Consider the following 23,174-nt stretch of genomic DNA (forward strand, 5'->3'; position numbering starts at 1 on the left):
TTCCCTTTGTTTAATTAAATGATTAGCTTTGTTTGCTCAAAGTTAGTGTTTTTTGCGCTTTGAATTTAGGTGTTGTAGAAATGTCTGCGTCTTCTCAAGTGATTAAGTTAACCTTCCTGATCGCAATTTTGACTGCTGTTGGTCAAATGACTCAAACCATGTATGTGCCTTCCATTGGCCATATGGCGAGTGAGTTTTTGGTGACGCCTGCCGCGCTGCAAGCAGTGATGGCGTGCTACTTGATCCCTTACGGATTCTCGCAGTTTATCTATGGGCCTCTCTCAGACAGACTTGGACGTAAGCCGATCATTGTTGTTGGCTTGCTGATTTATATTGTCGGCACCATCGTTGCTTTGTTCGCTCATAGCTATGACTGGTTTCTAGCCGGTAGCTTTATCCAAGGTCTTGGCATTGGGTGTGGTGGTGCTATGTCACGTACATTGACTCGCGATCTATTTGAAGGCGCAGAGCTGCACAAAGTAAACAGCCTAATCAGCATGTGTGTGATTTTCTCACCATTGATTGCACCAGTACTTGGCGGCTACCTAACCGAAGCGTTTGGCTGGCGCTCTAGCTACTTGTTTTTGGCTCTGTTTGGTATTGCCGTTGTCATTACTATGATGACCAGCTTTGTGGAAACATTGCCGCGTGAAAAACGTCGCTACGAAAAAGTCACTAGCAGTTATCGTTATGTTTTGTCAGATCGTCGCTTCCAAGGCTATTTGATCTGCTTGGTAGCAACCTTCTCTGGTATTGCGATTTTTGAAGCAGCTGCGGGTGTTCTACTTGGCGGGGTTTTACAACTCCCGGCAACCACTGTGAGCCTACTATTTGTACTGCCAATTCCTGGGTATTTAGTAGGTGCTGCGCTATCAAGCTATATTGCCAGTAAACGAAACGAGAAAAGCGCTCTTACGGTAGGACTAGTGGCGATCATGTTAGGGTCATTGGTGATCTTGCTGCCTGGTTTGCTTGGACATACTAATGCGCTAAGCTTAATTGGCGGTGCGACCGTTTACTTCTTAGGTGCTGGTATTTTGTTTCCTGCGGCAACGACAGGCGCACTGTCTCCACTGCCTTACCACGCTGGCACAGGTGGCGCGGTATTAGGAGGAATGCAAAACCTAGGCGCAGGTTTAGCGACGCTAGGAGCATCATTAATTCCAGCGCCTGATCAAATGCCACTTGGGGTACTGATGTTAGTGATGTCGGTATTAGCATTAATTGGCTTAATTCGCGTTTATCGAAAAAAAGATCCTTCCAACGAGATGCCATTGGCGATTTAAGCTAAGTACAAAAAAGGAGCTCAACGAGCTCCTTTTTTGTATCTCACATTTACCATTTCTTCATTAGTCGCCCAACTAAGTTGGGATGATATGCCCAGCTATGGTCAAACATGGCCATCAACTCTGGGTTACCATACTTAGACAAGCTAATGGCATGAAAACGGTTCTTACGCGCTTTTAGCTCATCTACTTTGGCGATCATCTCATCTGACTGCTTAGGTGCAATAAAGTCAGAAATCACCACTAAATCGGCATTCTTGTATTTATCACCGCACATCAAGTCAATTGACTTCATAATAACCGGCGCAATGTCCGTACCACCGTGGAAGTTATAGCTTAAGAAGTCACTCGCTTCGCGCAATCCGTCTTGCTTAGTCAGTTCATAAGTAATCTGTTCAGTGGAGAATAGCATCACGTAACAGTCACGGTCTTCGGCCAAAGCAATCTGCATTAGCGCGTAAGCCATCGCCTTGGCACACTGCTCTGGAAACCCCGTCATAGAGCCAGAGGCATCGACACAAATAATGAAAGGTCCCTTTTCAACCTCAGCGTCTTTGTTATCTGGCTGCTGAGCACGAACCTTACGTAAAGTTCTCGACTTACCCTGCATGCGATAGTTCATTAACCGCTTATCGACGAGGTGTTTATAGAACACTACCTCAAGTTCAGGGTATGCCAAAAACATGGTTTCGTTTGGAAGTAGCTTGTTCAGATCATCGCTTTCATGAATACCGACAATATCGTCGGTCGCTTCATCGGCCTTCTCTTCCACCATTTGCGGCTCTTCAACAGGGGCACGATTAAGATCAGGATCGTTCACTTGACTCGCCATGCGACCAAGTTTTTCACTGATCTCTTGTAGCCCTTTGTTTTTCTTTAAGAACTCAGCATGGCGCTTCATAACCGTAAGATCAGATTGACTCAACTTGGCTGATGCCATATCCCAAAGGCGGCCAACACTGCCTTCGTCACCTTCTTCCGTGACTCTATCCATGCTTTTCATCGTTTCCATGCGTTGATAGAGATCTTTAAGAAGCTTTTCTTTGTTAGCTTCAAGCTCTGATACCTGCGCTTGTCGAATCGCATCAGAAAGGCTTTGATACCATTGATCGCAGAAGTAATGTGGGAACATTGGGTTACTCAGCCCTTTGTTCTTTTCAAGCAATCGACGAGCTTGTAAGTAAAAAGCAGAATGCCACTCTAGTTTTTTCAGGACTTCAGGAATTTCTTCAAAAAATCGCGCTTCATCCCAGTGAATCACTTCTTGATAGAGGGCGAGCTCTTGCTGAAAACGTTCCGTTTCACACACCTTGGTGATGCGCTTTTTCACACTGCCCCGCCATTTAAGCAGATGGTTCTTCACCGAGGTTTTCACACCGCGATTTTCTGCCATAGCCATTACTTGCGAGCGAGCCATTAGGTCATTCACCGCTGTGTCAATGATTCCTGATTCAGCAATGGCTAGCGCTAAGTTTAAACCGTCTGCTCCTAACATACTGGCTCCTTAAGAGAAGAACTCGTCTAAGTGCTTAAAGCGGAAAACCGTACGTTCGCATTCAGTTTTCGTCGATTCCAACACATGCTGAAGGTTCTGTAAGCTTGCTTCCATCGCCCTTGGCAGTTCTTGTTCAATGAAGCCGTGCGGCAATGCACCATGGAAATCAGAACGAACCTTGCGCAAGTGATGCTCTGCAAGCTCTAACTGAGCCATAGCCTGCTCTGATTTGGTAAACCACTCTTGGAATAATGATGCATCTAGCCCTTTGTCAGTCACAATCGAAACCAACACACCCCGATTGGCAATATCTTTGATCACTAAGTTGTTGGCAGCATCTACATCGAACCTAAAGCGGCACATGTTTGTGTTTTGGTTTACATAACCATAGACGTCACCATGACCCTCTTTGATTACACGCTCCAGTTCATTCTTAGGAACGTACACCCATCGGCTATCGCCCTTCTCAGATTCAGTGACAGACATATTGCTTTGCAGCAGGACAAGTTTCACAAGGTCAAAGGTGCTGCCTACCTTGTAGCTTTTTGCATCAGAGATGTCGTAACTATTGATCTGCTGCTTTTTCAACAGTCCAGTGGTGGACTCCATCGACAGCATGACGCTCAGTTCAGACTCTAGTTCATCCTGAATGTCACTTAACTCTTCACGGCAGAGAGTGATTTGCTGTTCAACATCTTGCTGGTCAAACGCATGGTTGAGAGCAAACTGCTTAATTACACTACGAACTACGTCGCGTGATTCAGGGCTGTTCCACAAGCAATCTTGCAGTAATAAAAGGTCTAGCGGGTTGATTGCATCACGACCATTAAAATAGGCGCTCGCTTTAAGCAGTTTAACCGCCTTCTTCCAACGACGATCAGAGACATACATATCAGTATCTTCTGCTTCAACACCACTGGCTGCCGTGGCAGCGCTCTCTAGCAGACTCTTCAGCTCATACAACTTTTCAAAGACTGCATCAGACAGTTCAAGCTGTTCGATTTCAGATTGCCACTGATGGTACTCTTCATCTGTAATCGCCAAGCCTTCTGGTATCTTGGCTTCTTGCGCAGTACCCACCGTCAGCATAGATTTGAAGTTCTGCTTGTTCTGAATTCGATTGACAAATACACGTACCAACATGCGGTCGTACAAGGCTTCTAAACCGCTATCTTCATCTGGAAGCTCATTCGATGCAGAGACCAACAGCCTCATTGGTACACGCTCAATATCGCTACCGTTTTTAAACGTTTTTTCGTTAACAACCGTTAACAGCGTATTAAGAATTGCTGGACCTGCTTTCCAGATCTCATCAAGAAAAACCACTTGTGCGGTTGGCAAGTAGCCCTCGGTTAAACGTACGTAGCGACCATTATCTTTGAGTTCTTGAATGCTAAGCGGACCAAATACTTCTTCTGGTGTAGAGAAGCGGGTCATTAAGTATTCAAAGTAAGAGGAGTTATCAAAAGCTTGGATAAGGCGCTTTGCAATAAGACTTTTTGCGATCCCCGGAGGACCTAATAAGAAAACACTTTCACCCGCCAAAGCAGCGAGTAAACAAAGTTTGATGGTCTCTTCACGCTCATAGACACCGTCTGATAAGGCTTGCGCTAGTTTATTGATTCGTTCTGAGAGCAACGCTTTTTGTGAGTAAGACACTCGATTTGGGCTAATCATTTCGCGCTCTCCTAAGGTTAACCTGATTGTGTGTATGTATAATTTTATACATTTGTTATCACTCTGTTACAAGTGTAATTTGTAGTTTGGACAAATCTTTATAACAGATGAAGTTTTTGCGTAACTCGTTGAAAACAATGTTTGCACTTTTGAGAGATCTATCACCTATAGCGTATGGGGTTTCGTGAACTATTCACGAGAATACGCTTTATCTACAAAGCATGAGACTGTAAGGTAACTTCTGTCTGGAGCTAGGACTAAAATAAGAATCAAATGGAAAACACAACTAAGACGATCCACTCGTGGAAACGTATCTCTTTAATAGAAGAAGCGATCCCCCTTCCTAATGGTAAAAAAGTCACCCATACCACTATCTCTCATCCTGGTGCTGCAGTGATTTTGCCCATTGACGACAATGGTCACATCATTGTTATCAATCAATATCGACCTTCTCTTAAAAAATGGTTATTGGAGCTACCTGCTGGCACATTAGAGCCAAACGAACCCATTGAGTCCTGTGCACATCGAGAGCTTGAAGAAGAGACTGGTTACAGCGCTAAAAGCATGGTATCTCTAGGGCAAGTAACGCCTCTGGCGGGATTTTGTGATGAGATTCAATATCTGTTCGTTGCAAAGCAGTTAACCCAAACTAAGCGTTACCAATGCGATGAAGATGAAGTCATCGATGTACTTTCGCTATCAATAGAACAACTCGAACAAAAAATCATTGATGGTGAAATCACCGATGCGAAAACTATCGCGTGTTTGAGTAAAGCAAAGCTGTGTGGATATATTTAGGAGACAAGATTATGGATTTTCGTTCAGATACGGTAACTAAGCCAACAGAAGCTATGCGCAAAGCAATGGCCGAAGCCCTTGTCGGCGATGATGTATATGGTGACGACCCTACCGTAAACGAACTAGAGCAATGGGCAGCTGAGAGACACGGATTTGAAGCGGCACTCTTTACTACCTCTGGCACTCAGGCCAACTTACTCGGTCTTATGGCCCACTGTGAACGCGGCGATGAATATCTATGTGGTCAACAGGCTCACAGCTATAAATACGAGGCAGGAGGCGCTGCAGTATTAGGCTCTATTCAGCCTCAACCAATAGAAAATAACCCAGATGGTACGTTAGATTTTGCTAAACTGAAAGCGGTCATTAAGCCTGACGATTCACACTTTGCCCGCACTAAGCTACTGAGTTTAGAAAACACCATTAATGGCAAGGTGCTGCCACTCTCCTACTTGGCAGAAGCAAGAGAATTCGTCAATCAACATGGCTTGTCACTTCACCTAGATGGTGCTCGCGTATATAACGCTGCCGTCGCGCTCGATGTTGACGTCAAAGAGATCGCTCAACACTTCGATTCCATGACCATTTGTCTATCAAAAGGATTGTGTGCGCCTATCGGCTCTCTCCTTCTTGGTAGCAAAGCCTTTATCGCTAAAGCTCGCAGGCTACGTAAAATGGTAGGTGGCGGTATGCGCCAAGCTGGCATTTTGGCAGCAGCAGGTAAACTGGCATTGACTGAACAAGTCACGCAACTGAATGTTGACCATCAAAATGCGAAGAAGTTAGCACTAGGACTAAGCGAATTAGACGAATTCCATGTCAACCCTGATTTCGTTCAAACTAATATCGTCTTCGCTAAATTGGATGACAGTATCCAAATCGACAAGGTTGTGGAACAGTTAGCTGAGGATGGAATCACTGTGTCACCGGGCAACCCGATTCGTTTCGTGACTCACAAAGACGTTTCAAGCGCTGATATAGACCTATTACTGAGTAAACTTGCGCAATACATCAAATAATCTCACTTGAGCTTCCCCCTAGGGGAAGCTTTATTCTTTCGCGTAGTCATATTGTTCGAGATGTATCTATGAAACGCACCCTTCTGCTGCTATTAGCTCTCCCTTCTGTCGCATTAGCAAACAACGATTTCGGCAATCCTGAACTTGGAAAAGTCAAAGCACCAAGTTGCGTGTTTTGCCATGGTTCTGATGGCATTGCACCAAACCCTGCTTATCCGCATCTAAAAGGCCAAAATGCCCAATATCTGTATCAATCCATGAAAGATTATCAAGATGGTAATCGCAAAGGCGCGTTAGCAGATATGATGAAAGCGCAACTTTCTCGGCTCAACAACCAAGATCTTAAAGATATTGCCGCCTATTTTGCTAGTCAGTAGTACAAGCTATAAAGTCGAATAATGATGAACATCACGATTATTGATACGTTATAACATTACCAAACGATATCATTCGCATTATTGCATGCAAGATAAGATGAATTTCATATAAATCCTATAATCGTAAGCCGAAGATCAACTTTTCTTCTCATGCACTCATTTATAGGGACGAACAATGAAATATAGCCCATTGGCACTAGCCTTCCTGTCAGCAGTGGTTGCTTCAGGGTGTACAACACAAACTTCGAATGAAACGCCATTCGACCTAACGATTTTACATATCAACGATCATCACTCTCATTTAGAACCTTCCACACAGAAACTCAAACTTGCGGGTCAATCGACTTACACTCAAGTGGGTGGATTTCCGGCACTGATCACCGCGCTAAATCAGCGTACAGAAGCAAACGAGAATGTATTAAAGCTTCATGCTGGTGACGCTATCTCTGGCACGCTTTACTACGCGCTATTTAAAGGTGAAGCGGATGCGGCGATGATGAATCACGCTTGCTTTGATGCTTTTGCACTTGGTAACCATGAATTTGATGATGGTGATGCAGGGTTAGCACAGTTCTTAGATTGGATGAATGAAGGTGAGTGCTCAAAAGAGACAGAAGTGCTTGCTGCTAACGTGATTCCTAAGCAAGGCGTCTCTCCTCTCGCAATGAACTCTGCCAACGACTACTTTAAGCCATACACGGTAAAACAATATGGTGAGCATCAAATTGGTATCGTCGGTATTGATATTGCTGACAAGACCATGAACTCATCGAACCCAGACGAAACTACACAGTTCTTGAACGAAGTTGAAACGGCGCAAAAATACATCGATGAGTTGGTTGCTAAGGGGGTGTCGAATATTGTTTTATTGACCCACTACCAATACTCTCGAATGACCTCCAACTTGCAGAGGCTCTTACTGATGTAGACGTCATCATCGGCGGTGACTCACATACCCTACTGGGCGATTTCGCTGCTCTCAGCTTAAAGAGTGAAGGGGCTTACCCAACACTAATGAAGAACAAAGATGGCGATCAAGTATGTGTCGCTCAAGCTTGGCAATATTCGCAAATTCTTGGCGAGCTATCGGTTTCTTTTGATAGTAAAGGCAAGGTAGCAGCTTGTGACGGCACGCCACATCTATTGATAGGTTCCGAGTTCAAACGCAAAGACGAAAATGGTAAAAAGCAGACACTTGAAGGTGCTGAATTGGCCGCAGTGTTGGCTGATGTACAAGCACAACCTAACCTTATTCAAGTTAAACCAGACGCGGCAACACTACAGACCTTATCCGCGTTTACGCAAAAGCTTGATGTGATGAAGGATCAAGAGATTGCACAATCTTCTGAGCTACTATGTTACGAGCGTGTTCCTGGTCAGCAAAAACACAATGGCGCAGACGGTTGTGATACACACACTAACCTTCACGGCTCTCAAGTGGCCGACCTTGTCGCGCAAGCGTTCTTAGCCCAAACCAAACGCGCCGATGTTGCGATTCAAAACGGCGGTGGCGCACGTGCAAACATTCCTCAAGGTAAGTTCACCGTAGCGGGAGCCACCAAAGTGCTGCCATTTAGCAACACCATGGTAAACCTACAAATGACAGGAGCGGAAGTTAAGAAGGTACTTAACCAAGCCGTAGACAAAGCTTACGCAGAGTATGTTGATAACAGCGCTAAAGGCTCAGATGGTGCCTACCCTTACGCAGCGGGTATTCGATATGACGTCGACTTTAACCGACCAGAAGGGCAGCGCGTTCACAATGTAGAGGTCAAAGCTAAAGGTGATGGCAGTTGGTCTAAATTAAGCGACAACAGAGAGCTGATTGTCGTGACCAACGATTACATCGCGAGTGGTAAAGATGGCTACATTACCTTTGGTGAAGTCTCTGCTGATAAGTCGAAATACGAAAATACGCTAAAGCTCTATACAGAGACCTTTATCGATTATGTTCGTGACCTAGCAGCAAACGGTAAGAAAATTGAAGCTGTTGCAGAGCAAGACCGCAGCACCCAAACATTCACTCCAAAAGCAAACTAAACGCGAACAAAATGGCCAAGGTCATTACCTTGGCCATTTTTAAAATCTCTATAAATCAGCACGCACTGACTAGGTACGATAAAGCACTTTTACGACATGCCAACCGAACTTGGTTTTCACTAGATGAGGAACCAATGTTTCGCCAGAGAAGCATACTTTGTCGAACTGTGGAACCATCTGACCTTTACGAAATTCTCCTAAGTCACCACCCTTTTTACCCGATGGGCATGTTGAGTATTTCTTCGCGAGAGTCTGGAATTTTGCGCCTTTCTTAAGCTGCTTGATAATGTCTTCTGCTTGCTCTTTGTGCTTCACTAAAATATGAAGTGCATGCGCCGTATTCGCCATGATGGTGCCTCTAATAATGACTGAGTTTGCGCGGATTGTACCCGATTAAAATGAGATCTTCACCCCAGTGATTTCACCACCTAATTATCAATGCTCACCTTATCGACAATTAAAGGCAAAATTGACGTACATCCATTGATCATCCGAGTAAATCCGTTACCATTTATAAAAATAGTCGCACATACGAGAAACCCATGGCAAAACCAGTAAGTAAAGCAAATCAGTCTCAAGGTATGCTGATGTTTACTTTAACCAACAGTAAACAGTTGTTCGCTATTGGTACTCTAAAAGTTAGAGAAATTGTGCCATTTCAGCCGACAACGCAAATCCCCTACTCACACCATCATGTAATTGGAACAGTCACCATACGTGATAAAACAATTCCTGTTATTAACATGCCTGCCGCAATCGGCTTTCGTCCTATTCAGCCAGAGGAATATGACTCCTGCTATTTGATAGTAACCGACTGCTTGCGTACTGTGGTTGCTTTTATGGTGCGTTCGATTGAAAAGATCATCGAGTGTGACTGGAAATCTATAGAGTCCGCGCCCAAAAGTGCGGGTTCTAATGTGTTCGTTACAGGTATTACGCGATTTCAAGATCAAATCGTTCAGATGTTGGATGTAGAGCTGTTGCTATCAAAAATTTATCCGCAGTATGAATCGACCAATATCCCAATGCTGACAGATATAGAGCGGGAGAGACTGAAAGCGCTTAATATTTTGCTTGTGGACGACTCTTCTATTGCACGCAAACAGCTGTCTGATGCACTAGATAGCATTAACATCTCGTATCAGATATGTAATAACGGCTTGGACGCTCTTGATCTAATGCGCAGTGAAGCTTCTGCCAACAGACCGATTGATCTACTCGTCAGTGATATCGAAATGCCAGGCTTAGATGGCTATGAGCTCGCTTTCGAGACTCAAAACGATCCTGAGCTCAAAAATAGCTATGTGATTCTTCATACTTCTCTTTCAAGTGAGATCTGTGTTGACCGGGCACAACAAGTAGGTGCCCATGAAGCACTAGAAAAATTTAATGCAGGTGATTTGATCCAAGCTATGCTGCGTGGAGCCGGCAAGCTAGAATCAGGAAATGTTCGAGAAGAAATGCCTGAAGGTGTCTGATTAGCATCAACTTTTAGGTTGTCGTACCTGCTTAAAGCTGATTGAATGTTTCACTCACAAATGTCAGCATATACTTATGCTAAAGTTCATATTAATAATGAATAACTCACTCTAAAGTGATACTGAACAAACATCTAGATTAGAAATCCGCTACTCTTAATGTACAGGGTGTCGAGAAAAGAATATTCCTAAGAAATGACAGACGACGACTTCAAGAAATCGACGGCTAACCTTAAAAAAGCTGTCCCGCTAATGATGAAAAACCACGTAGCCGCTACACCGGCTAACTACGCTTTGTGGTACACCTACGTGGATAACGCGATTCCTCAGCTCAACCGTGAGTTAGATAGTGTCGTGGAAAATTATGGTATCTGCCCACCTGCTGCCGGCGAACAACTCTACAACAACTATGTCGCGAGCCGTTCTGAGACCGATATGATGGAGCTGCGTTCCAATATAGAAATATTGGTCAATGAAGTCGCTAGCTCAATGACAGACACTCTGACAGACACATCTCAGTTTTCTAAGCTTATCGACAAGAGCTTTGACAATCTAGAACGTGTCGAGGGTGAGGCTGTTTCGATGGACGAAGTGATGACTGTCGTACGTCAACTTGTCGCTGAATCCCGAGAGATCAGGCATTCAACTCGCTTTCTCAATAATCAGCTAGAAACGGCAACCAAAGAGATCAACCTACTTAAGACTCAACTCGCTGAAGTTCAGCAAGACGCACTATTTGATGCACTCACGAGCTTGTACAATCGCCGAGCATTCGATAATGATATCAGTACATTAACTCGTTCTGAGCAGAAAATGTGTTTGATTCTAGCAGACATCGATCACTTTAAATCATTCAATGATACCTATGGTCACTTGTTCGGAGATACGGTTATCAAAGGCATTGCAAGAAGATTGCAATTAAGCTGCCGCGACGGAATTCAAGCCTACCGATTTGGTGGTGAAGAGTTTGCCTTAATTGTACCGAACAAAACGTTACGAATTGCACGTCAATTTGGAGAGAGCCTGCGTAGAGCGGTAGAAAAACTTTCGATCAAAGATCGTCGAACCTCTGAACAAGTCGGTAACATCACCATTTCTATGGGTGTGGCTGAATTTCAGCCAGGAGAATCTGCAGAATCGCTAATCGAACGAGCCGATAAACTGCTTTATGAAGCAAAAGAGCTTGGACGAAATCGTGTGATGCCTATATAGGCTAAAGAGATGACTAAAAAGGCCCTTAGCACAGCGCTAGGGCCTTTTCGTTTTAACCATCGCTAGTGATTGCACTGATCAGTTCTTGTTGAACCACTTCTGCTTTATCGTTGTCAATCTGACAAGTGCCAGCCGCCTTGTGCCCACCACCACCATACTTGAGCATTAACTCACCTACATTGGTCTTAGAGCTGCGATCAAAAATCGACTTACCGGTAGCAAACACCGTGTTTTGTTTTTGGAAGCCCCACATTTTGTGAATTGAGATGTTACATTGGGGGTATAGCGCATAGATGATAAAACGGTTTCCAGCGTATATGACCTCTTCGTCGGTTAAATCGAGAAAGATGAGGTTGTCATACACCGTCGCACAACGCTGGATCTGCTCCTTGAACAAATTTTCATGCTCTCGATACAAATCAATACGTTCTTTGACATCAGGAAGATCGAGCAACTCATCAATTGAATGATTTTTGCAATACTCAATCAAATCCATCATCAACGCATAATTGGAAATGCGAAACTCTCGAAAGCGGCCAAGGCCAGTTCGCGCATCCATCAGGAAATTCAATAGATTCCAACCCGTCGAGTCTAGAACCTCATCTCGATTAAACTGAGCCGAGTCACCCTTATCTACCGCCTCCATCATATCTTCCCATTCGGCTGGAAAAACTTCTCTCCCCCCATAGTGCTCCCAAACAACCCGAGCCGCAGAAGGCGCATCAGGGTCGATAATATGATTTTCATACCTTTCTGGATTGCGCAATAATTCCGATAGGTGATGATCAAATACAAGATGCGCCTGCTTCACATAAGGCAAGTTAGTTACTATATCATTGGAGGTTATCTCAATGACCCCATCTTGCATGTCTTTTGGGTGAACGAACTTAATGTCGTCGATGAGATCCAATTGCTTTAACAGTACTGCACACACTAGACCATCAAAGTCGCTTCGCGTAACAAGTCGATATTTTTGCTCCGACATCTGGCACTTCCTATGCTTCGTCTTTTTATTAAAGGATACGTAATACGAACGTACTAGGCTGCTACCTATAGCTTTGTTGTATAACTCCTTTTAATTTTAGACATCACTAACCTTTTAACAAACTCTAGACAGAGTTTTTCGCTCCTTGCTCTATACTCGATATGCTACTAATTGATTCAATATAGGTTTAATTATGAAGAAAACGTGTTTTGCTCTAGTTGCTGCCAGTGTTGCCGTTCTAGCGGGTTGCGCCAATGAACCTGATGAGTATGAAGTAAAAGATTACACTTCGATGGCAAACCCAGCTGCCGTGTATTGTGTGCAGCAAGGTGGAGAGCTTGAGACAGTGACCGAGAATGAAGAACGTGTCACATACTGCCTGCTTCCGAATGGCGAACGCGTCGAAGAGTGGGATTATTACCGCCAAAACCATAAAGAGCAGTAATCCTAGTTCGATCGGGAAAGAGAACCACCTTGCTCTCTTTCCCTGAATCAATGGCTCATCAAATTTTCGACAAGCCTTGTCGTTCTGGATCAAATTGCCGATTGAGACTTGTAAGGCACTGATCCAATATTCGTAACTGGTCTATCACTTCCACTCGAGTTGCGGACGAACTTGTCCTCTCGACCGCTATTTCAATCAGTTTTAAGCTTTTCATCTCATTGTGATCTGAGAGCAGTTGTTTGAGCTCTTGAATTGCAGCAATTGCGATATGGTAAGGCTGCTGTCTTACTTGCTCTAATGGTCTGGTAAAAGTTCCGCTCTTCACACCCTCTAAATAGACCCTATAAGTCGTGAGCTCATCCAGCCGCAAGAATATTTGACCCAATGGGGTGGTGTGGGGATAAGGCACACAAACATGTGTTTCTAAAGACATAGGAATATTGAGTTTCAAGCCACTCTCTGCACAGCGAGTTTTCAACTTACGAAGCAGACCCTGTTCATCCATCAAGGTTTGTATTTCGAATATCCTTTTCAGGTGATAATCATGAGAGACAAACTGGACGCTCACTTCCTGCCCACTCTCACATAACTGGCTTGCTATCAGTTTATCTGCTGCATTTTGAATATTCTCGATAGTGTTAGTGGATCTATCTTCGAGAATAATATGAGGAGGTAATTCTCCTTTAGAGAAAAACTTAAAATAGTCAAACATAGCCTGAGCTTCGGTTTGCATTTGCCCGTCCGTCGTCCCACCACAGAATATGATCGCGCTCTGATCGATCGGGAGGTTCTTTGCGGCCGTATGTAATGCTTCGATCCTTGTTCTTCCCTCAAGGGTCAGCTCATTGTTGAATAGCCGCTTACCGAGAACAAGCACCACATTAATAATGTTCATTATTTATCCATGTCTCAATTATTCCTACTGAGTTACACATAAACTGTACAAGCATTCACTTTGTCGTTAGCTTATCAGAGGTTAATATTTTGTTAACATCCCGCATGCAAGACGTTATCTCCACTTGCGTGCCATACTTGTAAATAAAAGAGCCTGAAAGACAGGCCACTACAACAGGAAGTAAAGTTTATGCTGTCGATATTTGATATTTTCAAAGTGGGGGTTGGGCCTTCAAGCTCTCATACCAACGGGCCTATGCTCGCAGGTTATCATTTTACTCGCCTTCTCGCTTCATCCATAACCAAAGTTAACCGTGTACAAGTGGATCTTTATGGTTCTTTATCGCTCACAGGTAAAGGGCACCATACTGACAGAGCCGTGATCTTAGGATTACTAGGCAATAAGCCAGACACGATTAAAATGGCCAGTGCGAAACAAGCGCTTGCAACGACAATACAGGAAGGTTATCTGATCCTTGCGGGTGCTCACACCATCGATTTTAGCTATGAGAGCGACATCTTGTTCCATAGTGATAATCTACCTCTGCATGAAAATGGAATGACGATTACGGCTTATGACTCGCTCGGCAACCAGTTAGCTATAGAAACTTACTATTCTATCGGTGGTGGGTTTATCGCCACAGCAAAAGAGCTCGAAGAGGGCGGTAGCGCGAACAGCGTTGATGTTCCGTTCCCATTCACGAGTGCGGACGAAATGCTAGAAATGGCCGAGACAAATGGCCTTAGCCTTGGCGGTATGATTTTGCAGAATGAGGTCAACTTCTTTAACGAAGAAGAAATCACGCGCAAGGCAGAGCAAATCTGGAAAGTAATGTCTTTGTGTATGCAACGCGGTTTCGAGACCGAGGGAATCTTAGAAGGTGGTCTCAACGTCACAAGACGCGCACCTAACTTACTGAAAAAGTTAGAAGCGAATGCATCAATTGAGAACGATCCTATGGAAATCATGGATTGGATCAACTTGTTTGCTTTCGCTGTCAGCGAAGAGAATGCAGCCGGAGGCCAAGTGGTGACCTCCCCTACCAACGGTGCGGCTGGCGTGATTCCTGCGGTACTCATGTATTACCACCGCTTTATCAAAGAACTTGATACAAAACAGCTCAAAGATTTCCTTGCTGTTGCGGGTGCTATTGGCATCTTGTACAAGACTAATGCTTCAATCTCTGGCGCAGAGGTCGGCTGTCAGGGTGAAGTGGGAGTGTCGTCCTCAATGGCAGCGGCTGGCTTAACAGCGCTTCGTGGTGGTAGCAACGAACAAATCTGTATTGCGGCAGAAATTGCCATGGAGCATTCACTCGGTATGACGTGTGATCCAATCGGTGGGCTAGTTCAAGTTCCCTGTATTGAGCGTAACGCAATGGGTGCGATGAAAGCCATCAATGCTTCACGTATGGCGCTTAAGCGTACCAGTAAGTGTCTTATCTCTCTCGATAAAGTCATCGCGACCATGTATCAAACCGGTAAAGACATGAATAAGAAGTATCGCGAGACCTCTTTAGGCGGCCTAGCCGTTATCCATATGGCTCCGCCTTGTGAGTAAACGGCTTAAGCTACATTAACCTAAGCTAATTAAAACTGTGCCTTAACCAGTCGAAAAACTGAATAGCAATCGAGTTCGATGGGTTATGGCACAGAACATAATGGTTTGTTTCACAAGGAACCGTCCACTCTCCAACCGTCATCAACTCGCCCTGCTTTAGTTGGTCTTCAACCAGTACATCTTTGGCTAATAAAATACCCAACCCGCATACCGCCGCTTCCACCGCGAGAAGTGAGTGGTCAAAATGGAGCTTTGGTTTCACCCAGTCATCGCAATAGCCGACTTGATTGAACCAGTAACTCCAATTTTCTCTATATCCTGAGGTTGAGATCTTTTCTGCGTCAGCAATATGCGCTAGCTCCATCACGCTGTGCTGCTTTAAGTAACTCGGAGAAGCCACTAGCACCCAATGCTCTTCAGTAAGCTGTTCTGTAAGTTGGCTTTCTTTCGGTAACATACCATTGATGATTTCAATATCAGCAGTTTGACTTGTATTAGGATACGGATTGGATGTGGTGGCAATCTTAAATTCTAAATCCGGGTTAAGTCGCTTAAATTCCGTAAGCCTCGGAATAAGCCACTGATGGCAAAAGCTTTGAGCGACATTAAGTGTGAGTAAGTTCCGCCTCTTGCGCTCAAAAAGTTGCTCTGTTCCAACCGACAATGCGTCAAACATTTGTGTTAACAAAGGCAGGTAGTATTGCGCGTCATCCGTGAGTTTCAGCCTAGAGCCACTGCGTTCGAACAAGGTTGCCTCTAAATAGTGTTCCAGCTGTTTGACCTGTTGGCTCACCGCAGCACGCGTTACATTCAATTCTTCAGAGGCTTTGGTCAGGCTTTGTAACCTCGCGGCAGACTCAAACGCCTTCAGCGCATTGAGTGGCGGTAAAAATCGTTGCGAGTGTTGTGTAGGAGCGTTGTGAGACATGGATGGGTGCTTTAATAAAACAAGTCCCCATCTTGCCAACAAAATATGACAATGGCGTTAAGTCACCTTGTCTGCTTTACCTGCTGCACCTGCAAACTTAGCTAGCCATTTATCTAACAACTTAGGTTTCTCTTCCCTGTCTTCGGCGTCTTCTTTCCTGCGCACCGCATTTCTCACCATCATCGCTCCTAGCCAACGAATCGGCTCTGGTGGAAAATGACCTAATGGACCTTGAGCTAAACCACATTGTGACCAAACATCTTTTCGTTCTAACACCAGAGAGGTAAGAATCTTGGCACCAATTCGGGTCTGAGCAACCCCATTACCGGAGTAGCCGAAACCATAGAATATGTTCTTCTGCCCATCTAAATTGCCAAAGAACGGAAAGCCTGTCACAGAGCGATCAGAGCCTCCAGTCCAGCTATAAGCGAACTGAGACTGGTTTAGTTCAGGAAACAGATTAGCAAAAGAGCGCGAGAGCAAATCGACATATTGGCTTTGCTTGTTAAACATAGGGTCAACACGATTAGCAAACGAGAACTGATTGCCCCCTTTACCTAGCATTAAACGTCCGTCTCGGGTATCTCGGTAATAGTGAACAAAGATCCTTGAATCGACGACTGCCGCGCCCTTTTTAAGTCCACTTTGTTCTAGCTGCTTTTCTACGGGGTCAGTAATCACCATGTCTGAAGAGACGACAACAATACTGCGTTTGAACTGCTTAAAATGCTCCACCATCCAAGCGTTTAACCCCAAAACGACCTTATCTGCGTAGATCTTTCCTTGCGGGGTATGCACAACCGCAGGCTCTCCAAAATCGAGCTTCTCCATCGCACTGTTTTCGTATACCTTGATTCCAAGCTGAATCGCTACACGACGTAAGCCTCGCACGAGCAAGGCCGGTTGCACACTGCCAGCAGCAGGAGAGAAATATCCTTCAAGGTGTTGCTTCGAGCCAGATGATGAACGCAGTTCTTGTTCTGAACAGACATTCCAACTGTTGCAAGCGAGTTGCTCCAATTGCTCAACGACAGGCTTCATTTGCCCCTGTTGGGCAGAGTTAGTCGCGGTATAGTAAGTGCCGCTACGATAAAGATGCGCATTAATATTGTGCTCAAGACAGAATTGCTCAATGTCATACACAACCTGCTCTGATTCTTCCACCAACCATTTAGCCTGTTCCTCACCAAAGAGGCGCTTCAGCGTTGGATACTTGGTTGACCAAGTCAACATACAGCCACCATTGGCACCAGAAGCGCCACTGCCACATAACCCTTTATCTATGACTACGATATCAAGCTGAGGTTGTTGCTGTTTGAGAATAATAGCAGTCCAAAGCCCTGTATAACCTCCTCCAACGATCGCCACATCGGCTGAAATGTCCGTAGTGAGAGTTTGAGTATCGAGCGGCTGCTCCATTTCTAGCGCTTGTTTGAACCAATAAGATAGATGAGATGGCATGTTCATTTCCTTCATTTTGTCTCTGAAGAAAATGTATCGCGCCTTGATCCAGACGCACAGCGAGGATTTGTTACGCTGAGCGTAAGCTTTACTAACGCAAAAGGCGCGGAATTCACCGCGCCTTTATCCTAAGGTCTTTTGAGCTAATTTGAGTGAATTAAATCTTATCGACCATAGCAAAGGTTGCCGTCAGCATATCGTGACCAAACTTAACGCTACGCTCTGGTGACCAACCGTAAAGCGGGTCTGGGTAATCGTTATTATCTTTAAATGGCATCTCAACGGTGTAAGACAAACACTTGAACTGCTCACCCACCCAGTTAGATCCAACGGTCAAATTAGCTTTACCCGGTTCATCTTTATCGTAACCATGCTCATCTTGGAATTCTGGCGTCACCGTATGAAGCGCTTGTTTGAATGCCGATTCTAGCTTTGCCAAACGCTCATCATAAGATGGAATACCTTCAGAACCTGCAACAAAGTTGAAAGGAATCGCTTCGTCACCATGGATATCTAAGAACATATCAACACCCGTTTCTAGCATGCGCTCTCGCACCAAATAGACTTCTGGGCTGCGTTCCATTGATGGAGACTGCCATTCACGGTTTAGATTCACGCCAATCGCATTGCAGCGCAGATGTCCGCGAATCGCGCCATCTGGGTTCATGTTTGGCACAACATAAAGCACTGCATTTTCGAGCACTGCACGAGCCGTAGTATCGTCCTCATCCAACAGACGCTGAATAAAACCTTCCATAAACCACTCTGCCATCGTTTCACCTGGGTGCTGGCGAGCGATTAACCAGATCTTCTTCTTACCTTCTTCTGGCTCACCAAACGTTAGTAGGCTCATATCATTACCATCTAACGTGCTACCCAGTGTTTCAAGTTGACAGTGATGAGCACTCTGCGCCATATGAAGCAAATCAAGGTGACGATCATACGTATAAGGAGCAAAGTAAGCGAAATAGATAGAACCACGCTCAGGGATAACGTTGAATGTTAACGTATCACCATCAAACTCTGCTGGAATACGGAACCACTCTTCACGGTCGTAAGATGCGACAACATCATAACCGCTCCACCCTTCTGGATAGGCCGAGTTCTTTAGATCTAGCAATTGAATAGTATGAGACTGCTCTGCTTGCGTCTCTAGGCGAAAGTGAAACCATTGATAAAACTCTGACTGATTGTCATTGGGAATCTTGAGTTGAATCTGATCTTTGCTCTCGATGCTTACGACTTCGATGCTGCCACTATCGAAATTACTAAAAATCTTCATGCTTACATTCCTTATACATTTACGTAGCAATGCAGGAGGCTAGCACAGTTCTTGATAGTTAAAAATCTCTTTAGAACACTTTATCGCACGGGATATGTACCAAAAATATCCCACGCAAACGTTTTGGATCAAACTCATTACAAAAATTTATGCGAAGTTGAGAAAAAATCGTGCATAGAAAAGTAATTCTGCGATAATTGTTTCAATTTATAACATAGCACAAATGATAAAATAATCAGATGTTAACTCTGTGTTATATCAACAAAAAGAGAATATTATGTGGAATAAACTCAATAAATCAATGATGTTCTGCCAAGCGATGTTTGGCTTATCATTCTATGGTGTGATGGTTATCCTGACCCGTTTTTTCTTAGAAGATCTAGGGTATAGCGAAGCAGACACCATGATGGTTGTCGGAGCGTTCTCATCCATCGGCCCACTTTTCGCTATTGCCGGCGGCTTTATTGTCGACAAATTTCTTGGCGCATACCGCTCACTCACCATTGCTTATGGTGCATTCGCTACAGGATACACCTTGCTAGTATTGGGCGCGTCAACAACTAACATCCCAATGAGCTTAGCAGGTATCGCACTCGCAAGTTACGCACGTGGCTTAATGTCTCCTTCTTACCCAAGTCTTTACAAACGCACCTTTGCTTCAGAAGAGGACTTCGAGAATGGCTACCCAGTAAACTACTCAGTCAACAACGTTGGCGCATTGTTAGGTCAATACCTGTTCCCAATGTTCGTACTGGTAATCGGTTTCCACGGTAGCTTCACACTATCAGCAGTCATGGCAGCCTTCGCATTTGCAGTACTTGTTATCTTCAATAAACAACTTGTTGGTGCAGCAGCTGAGATCGATCAAGAGCCCGTCAGCGCTAAAAACTGGGCGGCATTCCTAACAGTTTCAGTTGCAATGGTTGGCTTAGTATTCTTCATGTTCTCTAACATGGATATTGGTCAGAACATCGTTTACGCCATCGGTGTCGCTGCGATCTTGTACTTCATCTCGTTGATGTTTAAATCAGGCAAGACAGACGCGCTGAAGATGGGTACCATCCTAATCATGACAGTGCTAACAACATGTTTCTTCGTTTACTACGGTCAGATGATGACATCAATGACCATGGTAACGATCAATACAATGCGTGGTGATCTATTCAACCTGATCCCAATTGCCCCAGAAGCATCCATGGCGATGAACCCGCTGTGGTGTATTGTTGCTGGCCCTGTTATTGCCATGACCTTCTCCTCTCTTGAGAAGAAAGGCATCAATTTCTCAACCGCAACTAAGATCGGTTTTGCCTTTATCTTTACAGCAATTGCGTTTGGTATCCTGACCATGGCAGTGATGAACATTGGTGAGGATGTGGTTATACGCCCTGAAGTCTTCCTAGCGATTCACTTCTTCCAAGCATTCGCAGAAGTTATTGTCGGTAGCCTTGTGGTTGCGTTTATCCTTTCGGTAGCGCCTAAGCACATAGAAGGTTTCTCTGTATCACTATTCTCTGTTGCAATGGCACTAAGTGGTATCGTAGGTGCAGTATTCTCTACCTCTATCGCTTTAGAGAAAGGCCAAGAGATCACGCAAGAAATTGTTCAAACAGTTTATGGCGACTACTTCCAACTACTAACTGTTCTTGCTGTTGTAATGGTTGCGATTGCTCTGGTTGCTTCTGTGATTATTCGTAAGATGCTAGAAGCGGCTCGCGCTGATGAACAACCTGAAATGGTTGAAGCGGAAAGTTAATCGTCACTACACTAAAATAAAGTAAAAACCCAAGCGTTGAGCTTGGGTTTTTTATTATTTGCTAGCAAAAACTGAAATAAAAGAATTAGTCTCTATCGCGAGCTCTAAATTCGTAACTGACATTAATTACAGGTTGGAAAGCAATTTCACCTTCACTGGTAACAATTTCATTCACTGTTACGTGTGAATTTCTCAACTCGAATGAATTAACATCAACAAGGTCATTGCTTGAGTAAGATACCGCTTTACTTAGCTCATATGGAGATTTGTCGTTAATATCCATAATCATGGTTTTACCTGCTGCTAATGCTGCTTCTTTTGAACTCACTGCATCGCCATTCATGGTTTCACTTTGGATTACGGTGTTGTATGCACCACCTAAACCAGCCAAAGCCACTGAACTAAACAACATGACACTTGCTAAACTCACTACTTTAATCATAACTGACTCCTTAGCTACTTATACTTACCTAATAAATGGTTCTAAAAATCGAGCTTTATTCCGCTGCCCGAGTAACCAAATAGTACGTAATAGAAGACCAGATTGAATTAGAAATAATTGCACTTGTTATTCGAATAATTTGAAATAAGTGTAATTCGCTTTCTTACATTAAAAGTGGGGTTAAATTGGTTCACAATATGCAGCTTAGAAAAAAGATATTTAACTCAACACTTTATTAGTTCGATTCGAAAACAAAGAAAGAAAGCCGAGATAACACTTTAGAGTGATTCGTTATAATACAAGTGGAAAATATCATATAAATTTGGTGAACTTTTTGACATTAATTGGTCCTTTTCTATCAGATAACTGTCAATACCAGTCCCACGAAAATCAAGAAGGTGCCTAAACTTCGGGTTAAAGCGAAGCGCTCACCTAATAAAATCACACCGAAAATCATACCAAACACAATACTTAGCTGCCTTAGCGCCACAACATAACTGACATTCTCGGTCATTGTCATCGCGTATAGCACCAAGCCATAAGTGGTGGCCATCATAATCCCGGCCATTGCGGAAGGCTTCTTGATGCTCCAAGCCTCAGAAAACTCCTTCCATTGACGTGTTGCCGAGACATAAATGGCAATGACTAAGAATATCGTCCAGAACTGGATACCTAAATAGAAAATCGCTGAATGCAGATTAGAGATAATAGAAGAGAGCTCAAGGTCAACAATCCCTAAAGCCTCTTTGTCCAAAATGGAGTAGCCTGTGGTGCCTACAGCAGCAATTACGGCCCATAACACGCCAACATTGAGGTAGTCACTAAAGCGTAACTCTCTTAAAGAACTCAAAGGCACTAACAGACAGCCAAAGGTGATTAACACGAAGCCTACCCACACAAGTGTGGTTAGCTGGTATCCCAGTAAAGCGGTTCCCACACCAACCATAAGTACTGGAAGTGCGCGCGCAATGGGATAAATCACGCCAATATCACCATGCTTATAGGCGTTACCTAAACCAATCAGATAGATAAACTGAGCGACACCACTCACGAGCAACATCCACCAAAACGTTGCTGGAATATTCGCGATGCCGACATCATTGAGATACCAGATTACGTATGGTGCAAGCACAAGCGAAGCGGCAGCGCTACTAGATAAGAAAAATGCCGTACCTGAAGACTTGTTACTTTTACTTAGAAGGTTCCAACCTGCATGCAGAAATGCCGATACGACAACCAAACATATCGCCCACACTGACATAGTCATTCCTTAAACTTGAACAGATAAAAGGCTTCTGGTGACTACGCAGAAGCCCAAATAAAGAAGTGAGATTAACGTTGAAGCTGAGCGACGGACTCAATGCTGATGGCATCATGCCGCCAGTATTCAATGTCGCAGTCAATCAACTCGCCATTTTGATTGTAGTTAACTCGCTCAACGACCATAGCCGGCGTCCCAGACGTTGCTCGCAATGCTTGTGCAGTTTCACCGAGCAATGTGCTGGTGCTAATGCGGTAGCGAATCTTTTCGTAAACAACGCCATAATGTTCACGGTAAATATCAGTCAATGACTTCGACAAATCAAAATCGAGAAGATTTGGAAACAACTCAGGACGAATATAGTTAGTGACATACACCACTGGGCGTTCTTCTAAGTATCGAACCCTATCTACTCGATACACATCGGAAAAAGGCTGTAGCCCAAGTAAACTGGCCGCTTGTTTATTGGCGAGAATACCTTTTGCAGCAATCAACTCTGTCTGCGGTATACGCTGCTGCGCCGTCGCCATATTGGTAAAGTTTAGCGTCTGCGTCGGATCGTACTTAAGCGGCAGCGGCGAGATAAACCAACCACGTCTGTCTTCTCGGTAGATTCGCCCTTCTGCTTCAAGCAAGGATAACGCCTCTCTCAGTGTGACTCTTGTGGTGTCAAACGACTCTGCAAGCTTCCTTTCTGCAGGTAATTTCTGCCTTGGCGATAACATTCCTGATTCAATTTGCTCAACAATTGAATCTTTAATTTTTACGTACTGCACCCTT

General features: G+C 44.2%; 22 protein-coding genes. 11 read left to right on the forward strand and 11 right to left on the reverse strand.

The annotated features are described in order from the left end of the window. The first annotated feature begins 80 nt into the window (after positions 1–80). Positions 81–1,286 (forward strand): multidrug efflux MFS transporter EmrD, encoded by a 1,206-nt coding sequence (gene emrD, locus AC6R00_RS09940; protein WP_500640289.1) that lies wholly within the window; start codon positions 81–83, stop codon positions 1,284–1,286. A gap of 49 nt (positions 1,287–1,335) precedes the next feature. On the opposite strand, the gene viaA is transcribed toward emrD, so the two are convergent. Continuing rightward, the gene (viaA, locus tag AC6R00_RS09945) at positions 1,336–2,781 is read right to left on the reverse strand and encodes an ATPase RavA stimulator ViaA (protein WP_500640290.1); all 1,446 of its coding nucleotides are present in this window, start codon (positions 2,779–2,781) and stop codon (positions 1,336–1,338) included. A gap of 9 nt (positions 2,782–2,790) precedes the next feature. Beyond that, positions 2,791–4,458: an ATPase RavA domain-containing protein gene (locus AC6R00_RS09950; RefSeq protein ID WP_500640291.1), complete on the reverse strand. Its 1,668-nt coding sequence runs from the start codon at positions 4,456–4,458 to the stop codon at positions 2,791–2,793. 273 nt (positions 4,459–4,731) lie between these two features. On the opposite strand from AC6R00_RS09950, the gene AC6R00_RS09955 reads away from it, so the two are divergent. The 5 genes from AC6R00_RS09955 (at position 4,732) to AC6R00_RS09975 (ending at position 8,692) form a co-directional block, all read left to right on the forward strand. Further along, entirely contained in the window at positions 4,732–5,256 is a 525-nt protein-coding gene (locus AC6R00_RS09955; protein ID WP_500640292.1) for an NUDIX hydrolase, read from the forward strand. An 11-nt stretch (positions 5,257–5,267) separates the two neighbouring features. Continuing rightward, positions 5,268–6,275: a low-specificity L-threonine aldolase gene (ltaE, locus tag AC6R00_RS09960; RefSeq protein WP_500640293.1), complete on the forward strand. Its 1,008-nt coding sequence runs from the start codon at positions 5,268–5,270 to the stop codon at positions 6,273–6,275. Positions 6,276–6,343: 68 nt separating this feature from the next. Beyond that, positions 6,344–6,652, forward strand: coding sequence for a c-type cytochrome (locus AC6R00_RS09965; RefSeq protein ID WP_500640294.1), 309 nt, complete (start codon positions 6,344–6,346; stop codon positions 6,650–6,652). Between the two features lie 175 nt (positions 6,653–6,827). After that, positions 6,828–7,580, forward strand: coding sequence for a metallophosphoesterase (locus AC6R00_RS09970; RefSeq protein ID WP_500640295.1), 753 nt, complete (start codon positions 6,828–6,830; stop codon positions 7,578–7,580). Between the two features lie 86 nt (positions 7,581–7,666). Beyond that, positions 7,667–8,692, forward strand: coding sequence for a 5'-nucleotidase C-terminal domain-containing protein (locus AC6R00_RS09975; protein WP_500640296.1), 1,026 nt, complete (start codon positions 7,667–7,669; stop codon positions 8,690–8,692). Between the two features lie 69 nt (positions 8,693–8,761). Here the strand turns inward: AC6R00_RS09975 and ppiC are convergent, their stop codons facing one another. Beyond that, positions 8,762–9,040, reverse strand: coding sequence for a peptidylprolyl isomerase PpiC (ppiC, locus tag AC6R00_RS09980; RefSeq protein WP_038201315.1), 279 nt, complete (start codon positions 9,038–9,040; stop codon positions 8,762–8,764). Between the two features lie 194 nt (positions 9,041–9,234). On the opposite strand from ppiC, the gene AC6R00_RS09985 reads away from it, so the two are divergent. Next, the gene (locus AC6R00_RS09985) at positions 9,235–10,170 is read left to right on the forward strand and encodes a chemotaxis protein (RefSeq protein WP_500640297.1); all 936 of its coding nucleotides are present in this window, start codon (positions 9,235–9,237) and stop codon (positions 10,168–10,170) included. Between the two features lie 195 nt (positions 10,171–10,365). Beyond that, on the forward strand, positions 10,366–11,382 hold the full coding sequence (locus AC6R00_RS09990; RefSeq protein ID WP_500640298.1) for a GGDEF domain-containing protein: 1,017 nt from the start codon (positions 10,366–10,368) through the stop codon (positions 11,380–11,382). A gap of 52 nt (positions 11,383–11,434) precedes the next feature. Here AC6R00_RS09990 and AC6R00_RS09995 read toward each other — a convergent pair whose 3' ends face one another. Beyond that, positions 11,435–12,367 (reverse strand): exopolyphosphatase, encoded by a 933-nt coding sequence (locus tag AC6R00_RS09995; protein ID WP_425666902.1) that lies wholly within the window; start codon positions 12,365–12,367, stop codon positions 11,435–11,437. Positions 12,368–12,560: 193 nt separating this feature from the next. Here AC6R00_RS09995 and AC6R00_RS10000 point away from each other — a divergent pair, with 193 nt between their 5' ends. Continuing rightward, positions 12,561–12,812 carry a putative hemolysin gene (locus AC6R00_RS10000; protein WP_500640299.1) on the forward strand — a complete coding sequence of 84 codons (252 nt, stop codon included), beginning with the start codon at positions 12,561–12,563 and terminating at the stop codon, positions 12,810–12,812. 58 nt (positions 12,813–12,870) lie between these two features. Here AC6R00_RS10000 and AC6R00_RS10005 read toward each other — a convergent pair whose 3' ends face one another. Further along, positions 12,871–13,707, reverse strand: a complete 837-nt coding sequence (locus AC6R00_RS10005) for a YdcF family protein (RefSeq protein ID WP_500640300.1) — start codon at positions 13,705–13,707, stop codon at positions 12,871–12,873. 189 nt (positions 13,708–13,896) lie between these two features. Between AC6R00_RS10005 and AC6R00_RS10010 the strand changes: the two genes are divergently transcribed. Next, a complete protein-coding gene (locus tag AC6R00_RS10010) occupies positions 13,897–15,267 on the forward strand; it encodes an L-serine ammonia-lyase (protein ID WP_500640301.1) in 1,371 nt (456 codons plus the stop codon). 25 nt (positions 15,268–15,292) lie between these two features. Here the strand turns inward: AC6R00_RS10010 and AC6R00_RS10015 are convergent, their stop codons facing one another. From AC6R00_RS10015 to AC6R00_RS10025, 3 genes are all read right to left on the reverse strand, one after another. Continuing rightward, positions 15,293–16,195, reverse strand: coding sequence for a LysR substrate-binding domain-containing protein (locus AC6R00_RS10015; protein ID WP_500640302.1), 903 nt, complete (start codon positions 16,193–16,195; stop codon positions 15,293–15,295). A 57-nt stretch (positions 16,196–16,252) separates the two neighbouring features. Then, on the reverse strand, positions 16,253–17,656 hold the full coding sequence (locus tag AC6R00_RS10020; RefSeq protein WP_500640303.1) for an FAD-dependent oxidoreductase: 1,404 nt from the start codon (positions 17,654–17,656) through the stop codon (positions 16,253–16,255). A 157-nt stretch (positions 17,657–17,813) separates the two neighbouring features. Further along, positions 17,814–18,938 (reverse strand): M14 family metallopeptidase, encoded by a 1,125-nt coding sequence (locus AC6R00_RS10025; RefSeq protein ID WP_500640304.1) that lies wholly within the window; start codon positions 18,936–18,938, stop codon positions 17,814–17,816. Between the two features lie 277 nt (positions 18,939–19,215). Here AC6R00_RS10025 and AC6R00_RS10030 point away from each other — a divergent pair, with 277 nt between their 5' ends. Next, entirely contained in the window at positions 19,216–20,691 is a 1,476-nt protein-coding gene (locus AC6R00_RS10030) for a peptide MFS transporter (protein WP_500640305.1), read from the forward strand. An 85-nt stretch (positions 20,692–20,776) separates the two neighbouring features. Here AC6R00_RS10030 and AC6R00_RS10035 read toward each other — a convergent pair whose 3' ends face one another. The 3 genes from AC6R00_RS10035 to phnR all read right to left on the reverse strand — a co-directional run bounded on the left by AC6R00_RS10035 (position 20,777) and on the right by phnR (position 23,170). Further along, positions 20,777–21,133 (reverse strand): DUF3316 domain-containing protein, encoded by a 357-nt coding sequence (locus AC6R00_RS10035; protein WP_171319794.1) that lies wholly within the window; start codon positions 21,131–21,133, stop codon positions 20,777–20,779. A 358-nt stretch (positions 21,134–21,491) separates the two neighbouring features. Beyond that, positions 21,492–22,394, reverse strand: a complete 903-nt coding sequence (locus AC6R00_RS10040) for an EamA family transporter (RefSeq protein ID WP_500640306.1) — start codon at positions 22,392–22,394, stop codon at positions 21,492–21,494. 71 nt (positions 22,395–22,465) lie between these two features. After that, a complete protein-coding gene (gene phnR / locus AC6R00_RS10045) occupies positions 22,466–23,170 on the reverse strand; it encodes a phosphonate utilization transcriptional regulator PhnR (protein ID WP_500640307.1) in 705 nt (234 codons plus the stop codon). Positions 23,171–23,174: the final 4 nt, after the last annotated feature.

Source organism: Vibrio sp. R10-SF1-ISO8, assembly GCF_059833805.1.

Bases quoted from the DNA above. Each gene is read 5' to 3' on its own strand.
- AC6R00_RS10005 (WP_500640300.1), bottom strand. From the start codon at position 13,707: ATGAACATTATTAATGTGGTGCTTGTTCTCGGTAAGCGGCTATTCAAC.
- emrD (WP_500640289.1), top strand. From the start codon at position 81: ATGTCTGCGTCTTCTCAAGTGATTAAGTTAACCTTCCTGATCGCAATT.
- AC6R00_RS09990 (WP_500640298.1), top strand. From the start codon at position 10,366: ATGACAGACGACGACTTCAAGAAATCGACGGCTAACCTTAAAAAAGCT.
- AC6R00_RS10000 (WP_500640299.1), top strand. From the start codon at position 12,561: ATGAAGAAAACGTGTTTTGCTCTAGTTGCTGCCAGTGTTGCCGTTCTA.
- AC6R00_RS10040 (WP_500640306.1), bottom strand. From the start codon at position 22,394: ATGTCAGTGTGGGCGATATGTTTGGTTGTCGTATCGGCATTTCTGCAT.
- AC6R00_RS09965 (WP_500640294.1), top strand. From the start codon at position 6,344: ATGAAACGCACCCTTCTGCTGCTATTAGCTCTCCCTTCTGTCGCATTA.
- ltaE (WP_500640293.1), top strand. From the start codon at position 5,268: ATGGATTTTCGTTCAGATACGGTAACTAAGCCAACAGAAGCTATGCGC.
- AC6R00_RS09975 (WP_500640296.1), top strand. From the start codon at position 7,667: ATGAAGAACAAAGATGGCGATCAAGTATGTGTCGCTCAAGCTTGGCAA.
- viaA (WP_500640290.1), bottom strand. From the start codon at position 2,781: ATGTTAGGAGCAGACGGTTTAAACTTAGCGCTAGCCATTGCTGAATCA.
- AC6R00_RS10015 (WP_500640302.1), bottom strand. From the start codon at position 16,195: ATGTCTCACAACGCTCCTACACAACACTCGCAACGATTTTTACCGCCA.
- AC6R00_RS09955 (WP_500640292.1), top strand. From the start codon at position 4,732: ATGGAAAACACAACTAAGACGATCCACTCGTGGAAACGTATCTCTTTA.
- AC6R00_RS09970 (WP_500640295.1), top strand. From the start codon at position 6,828: ATGAAATATAGCCCATTGGCACTAGCCTTCCTGTCAGCAGTGGTTGCT.
- AC6R00_RS10020 (WP_500640303.1), bottom strand. From the start codon at position 17,656: ATGCCATCTCATCTATCTTATTGGTTCAAACAAGCGCTAGAAATGGAG.
- ppiC (WP_038201315.1), bottom strand. From the start codon at position 9,040: ATGGCGAATACGGCGCATGCACTTCATATTTTAGTGAAGCACAAAGAG.
- AC6R00_RS09985 (WP_500640297.1), top strand. From the start codon at position 9,235: ATGGCAAAACCAGTAAGTAAAGCAAATCAGTCTCAAGGTATGCTGATG.
- AC6R00_RS10030 (WP_500640305.1), top strand. From the start codon at position 19,216: ATGTGGAATAAACTCAATAAATCAATGATGTTCTGCCAAGCGATGTTT.
- AC6R00_RS09995 (WP_425666902.1), bottom strand. From the start codon at position 12,367: ATGTCGGAGCAAAAATATCGACTTGTTACGCGAAGCGACTTTGATGGT.
- AC6R00_RS10035 (WP_171319794.1), bottom strand. From the start codon at position 21,133: ATGATTAAAGTAGTGAGTTTAGCAAGTGTCATGTTGTTTAGTTCAGTG.
- AC6R00_RS10010 (WP_500640301.1), top strand. From the start codon at position 13,897: ATGCTGTCGATATTTGATATTTTCAAAGTGGGGGTTGGGCCTTCAAGC.
- AC6R00_RS09950 (WP_500640291.1), bottom strand. From the start codon at position 4,458: ATGATTAGCCCAAATCGAGTGTCTTACTCACAAAAAGCGTTGCTCTCA.
- AC6R00_RS10025 (WP_500640304.1), bottom strand. From the start codon at position 18,938: ATGAAGATTTTTAGTAATTTCGATAGTGGCAGCATCGAAGTCGTAAGC.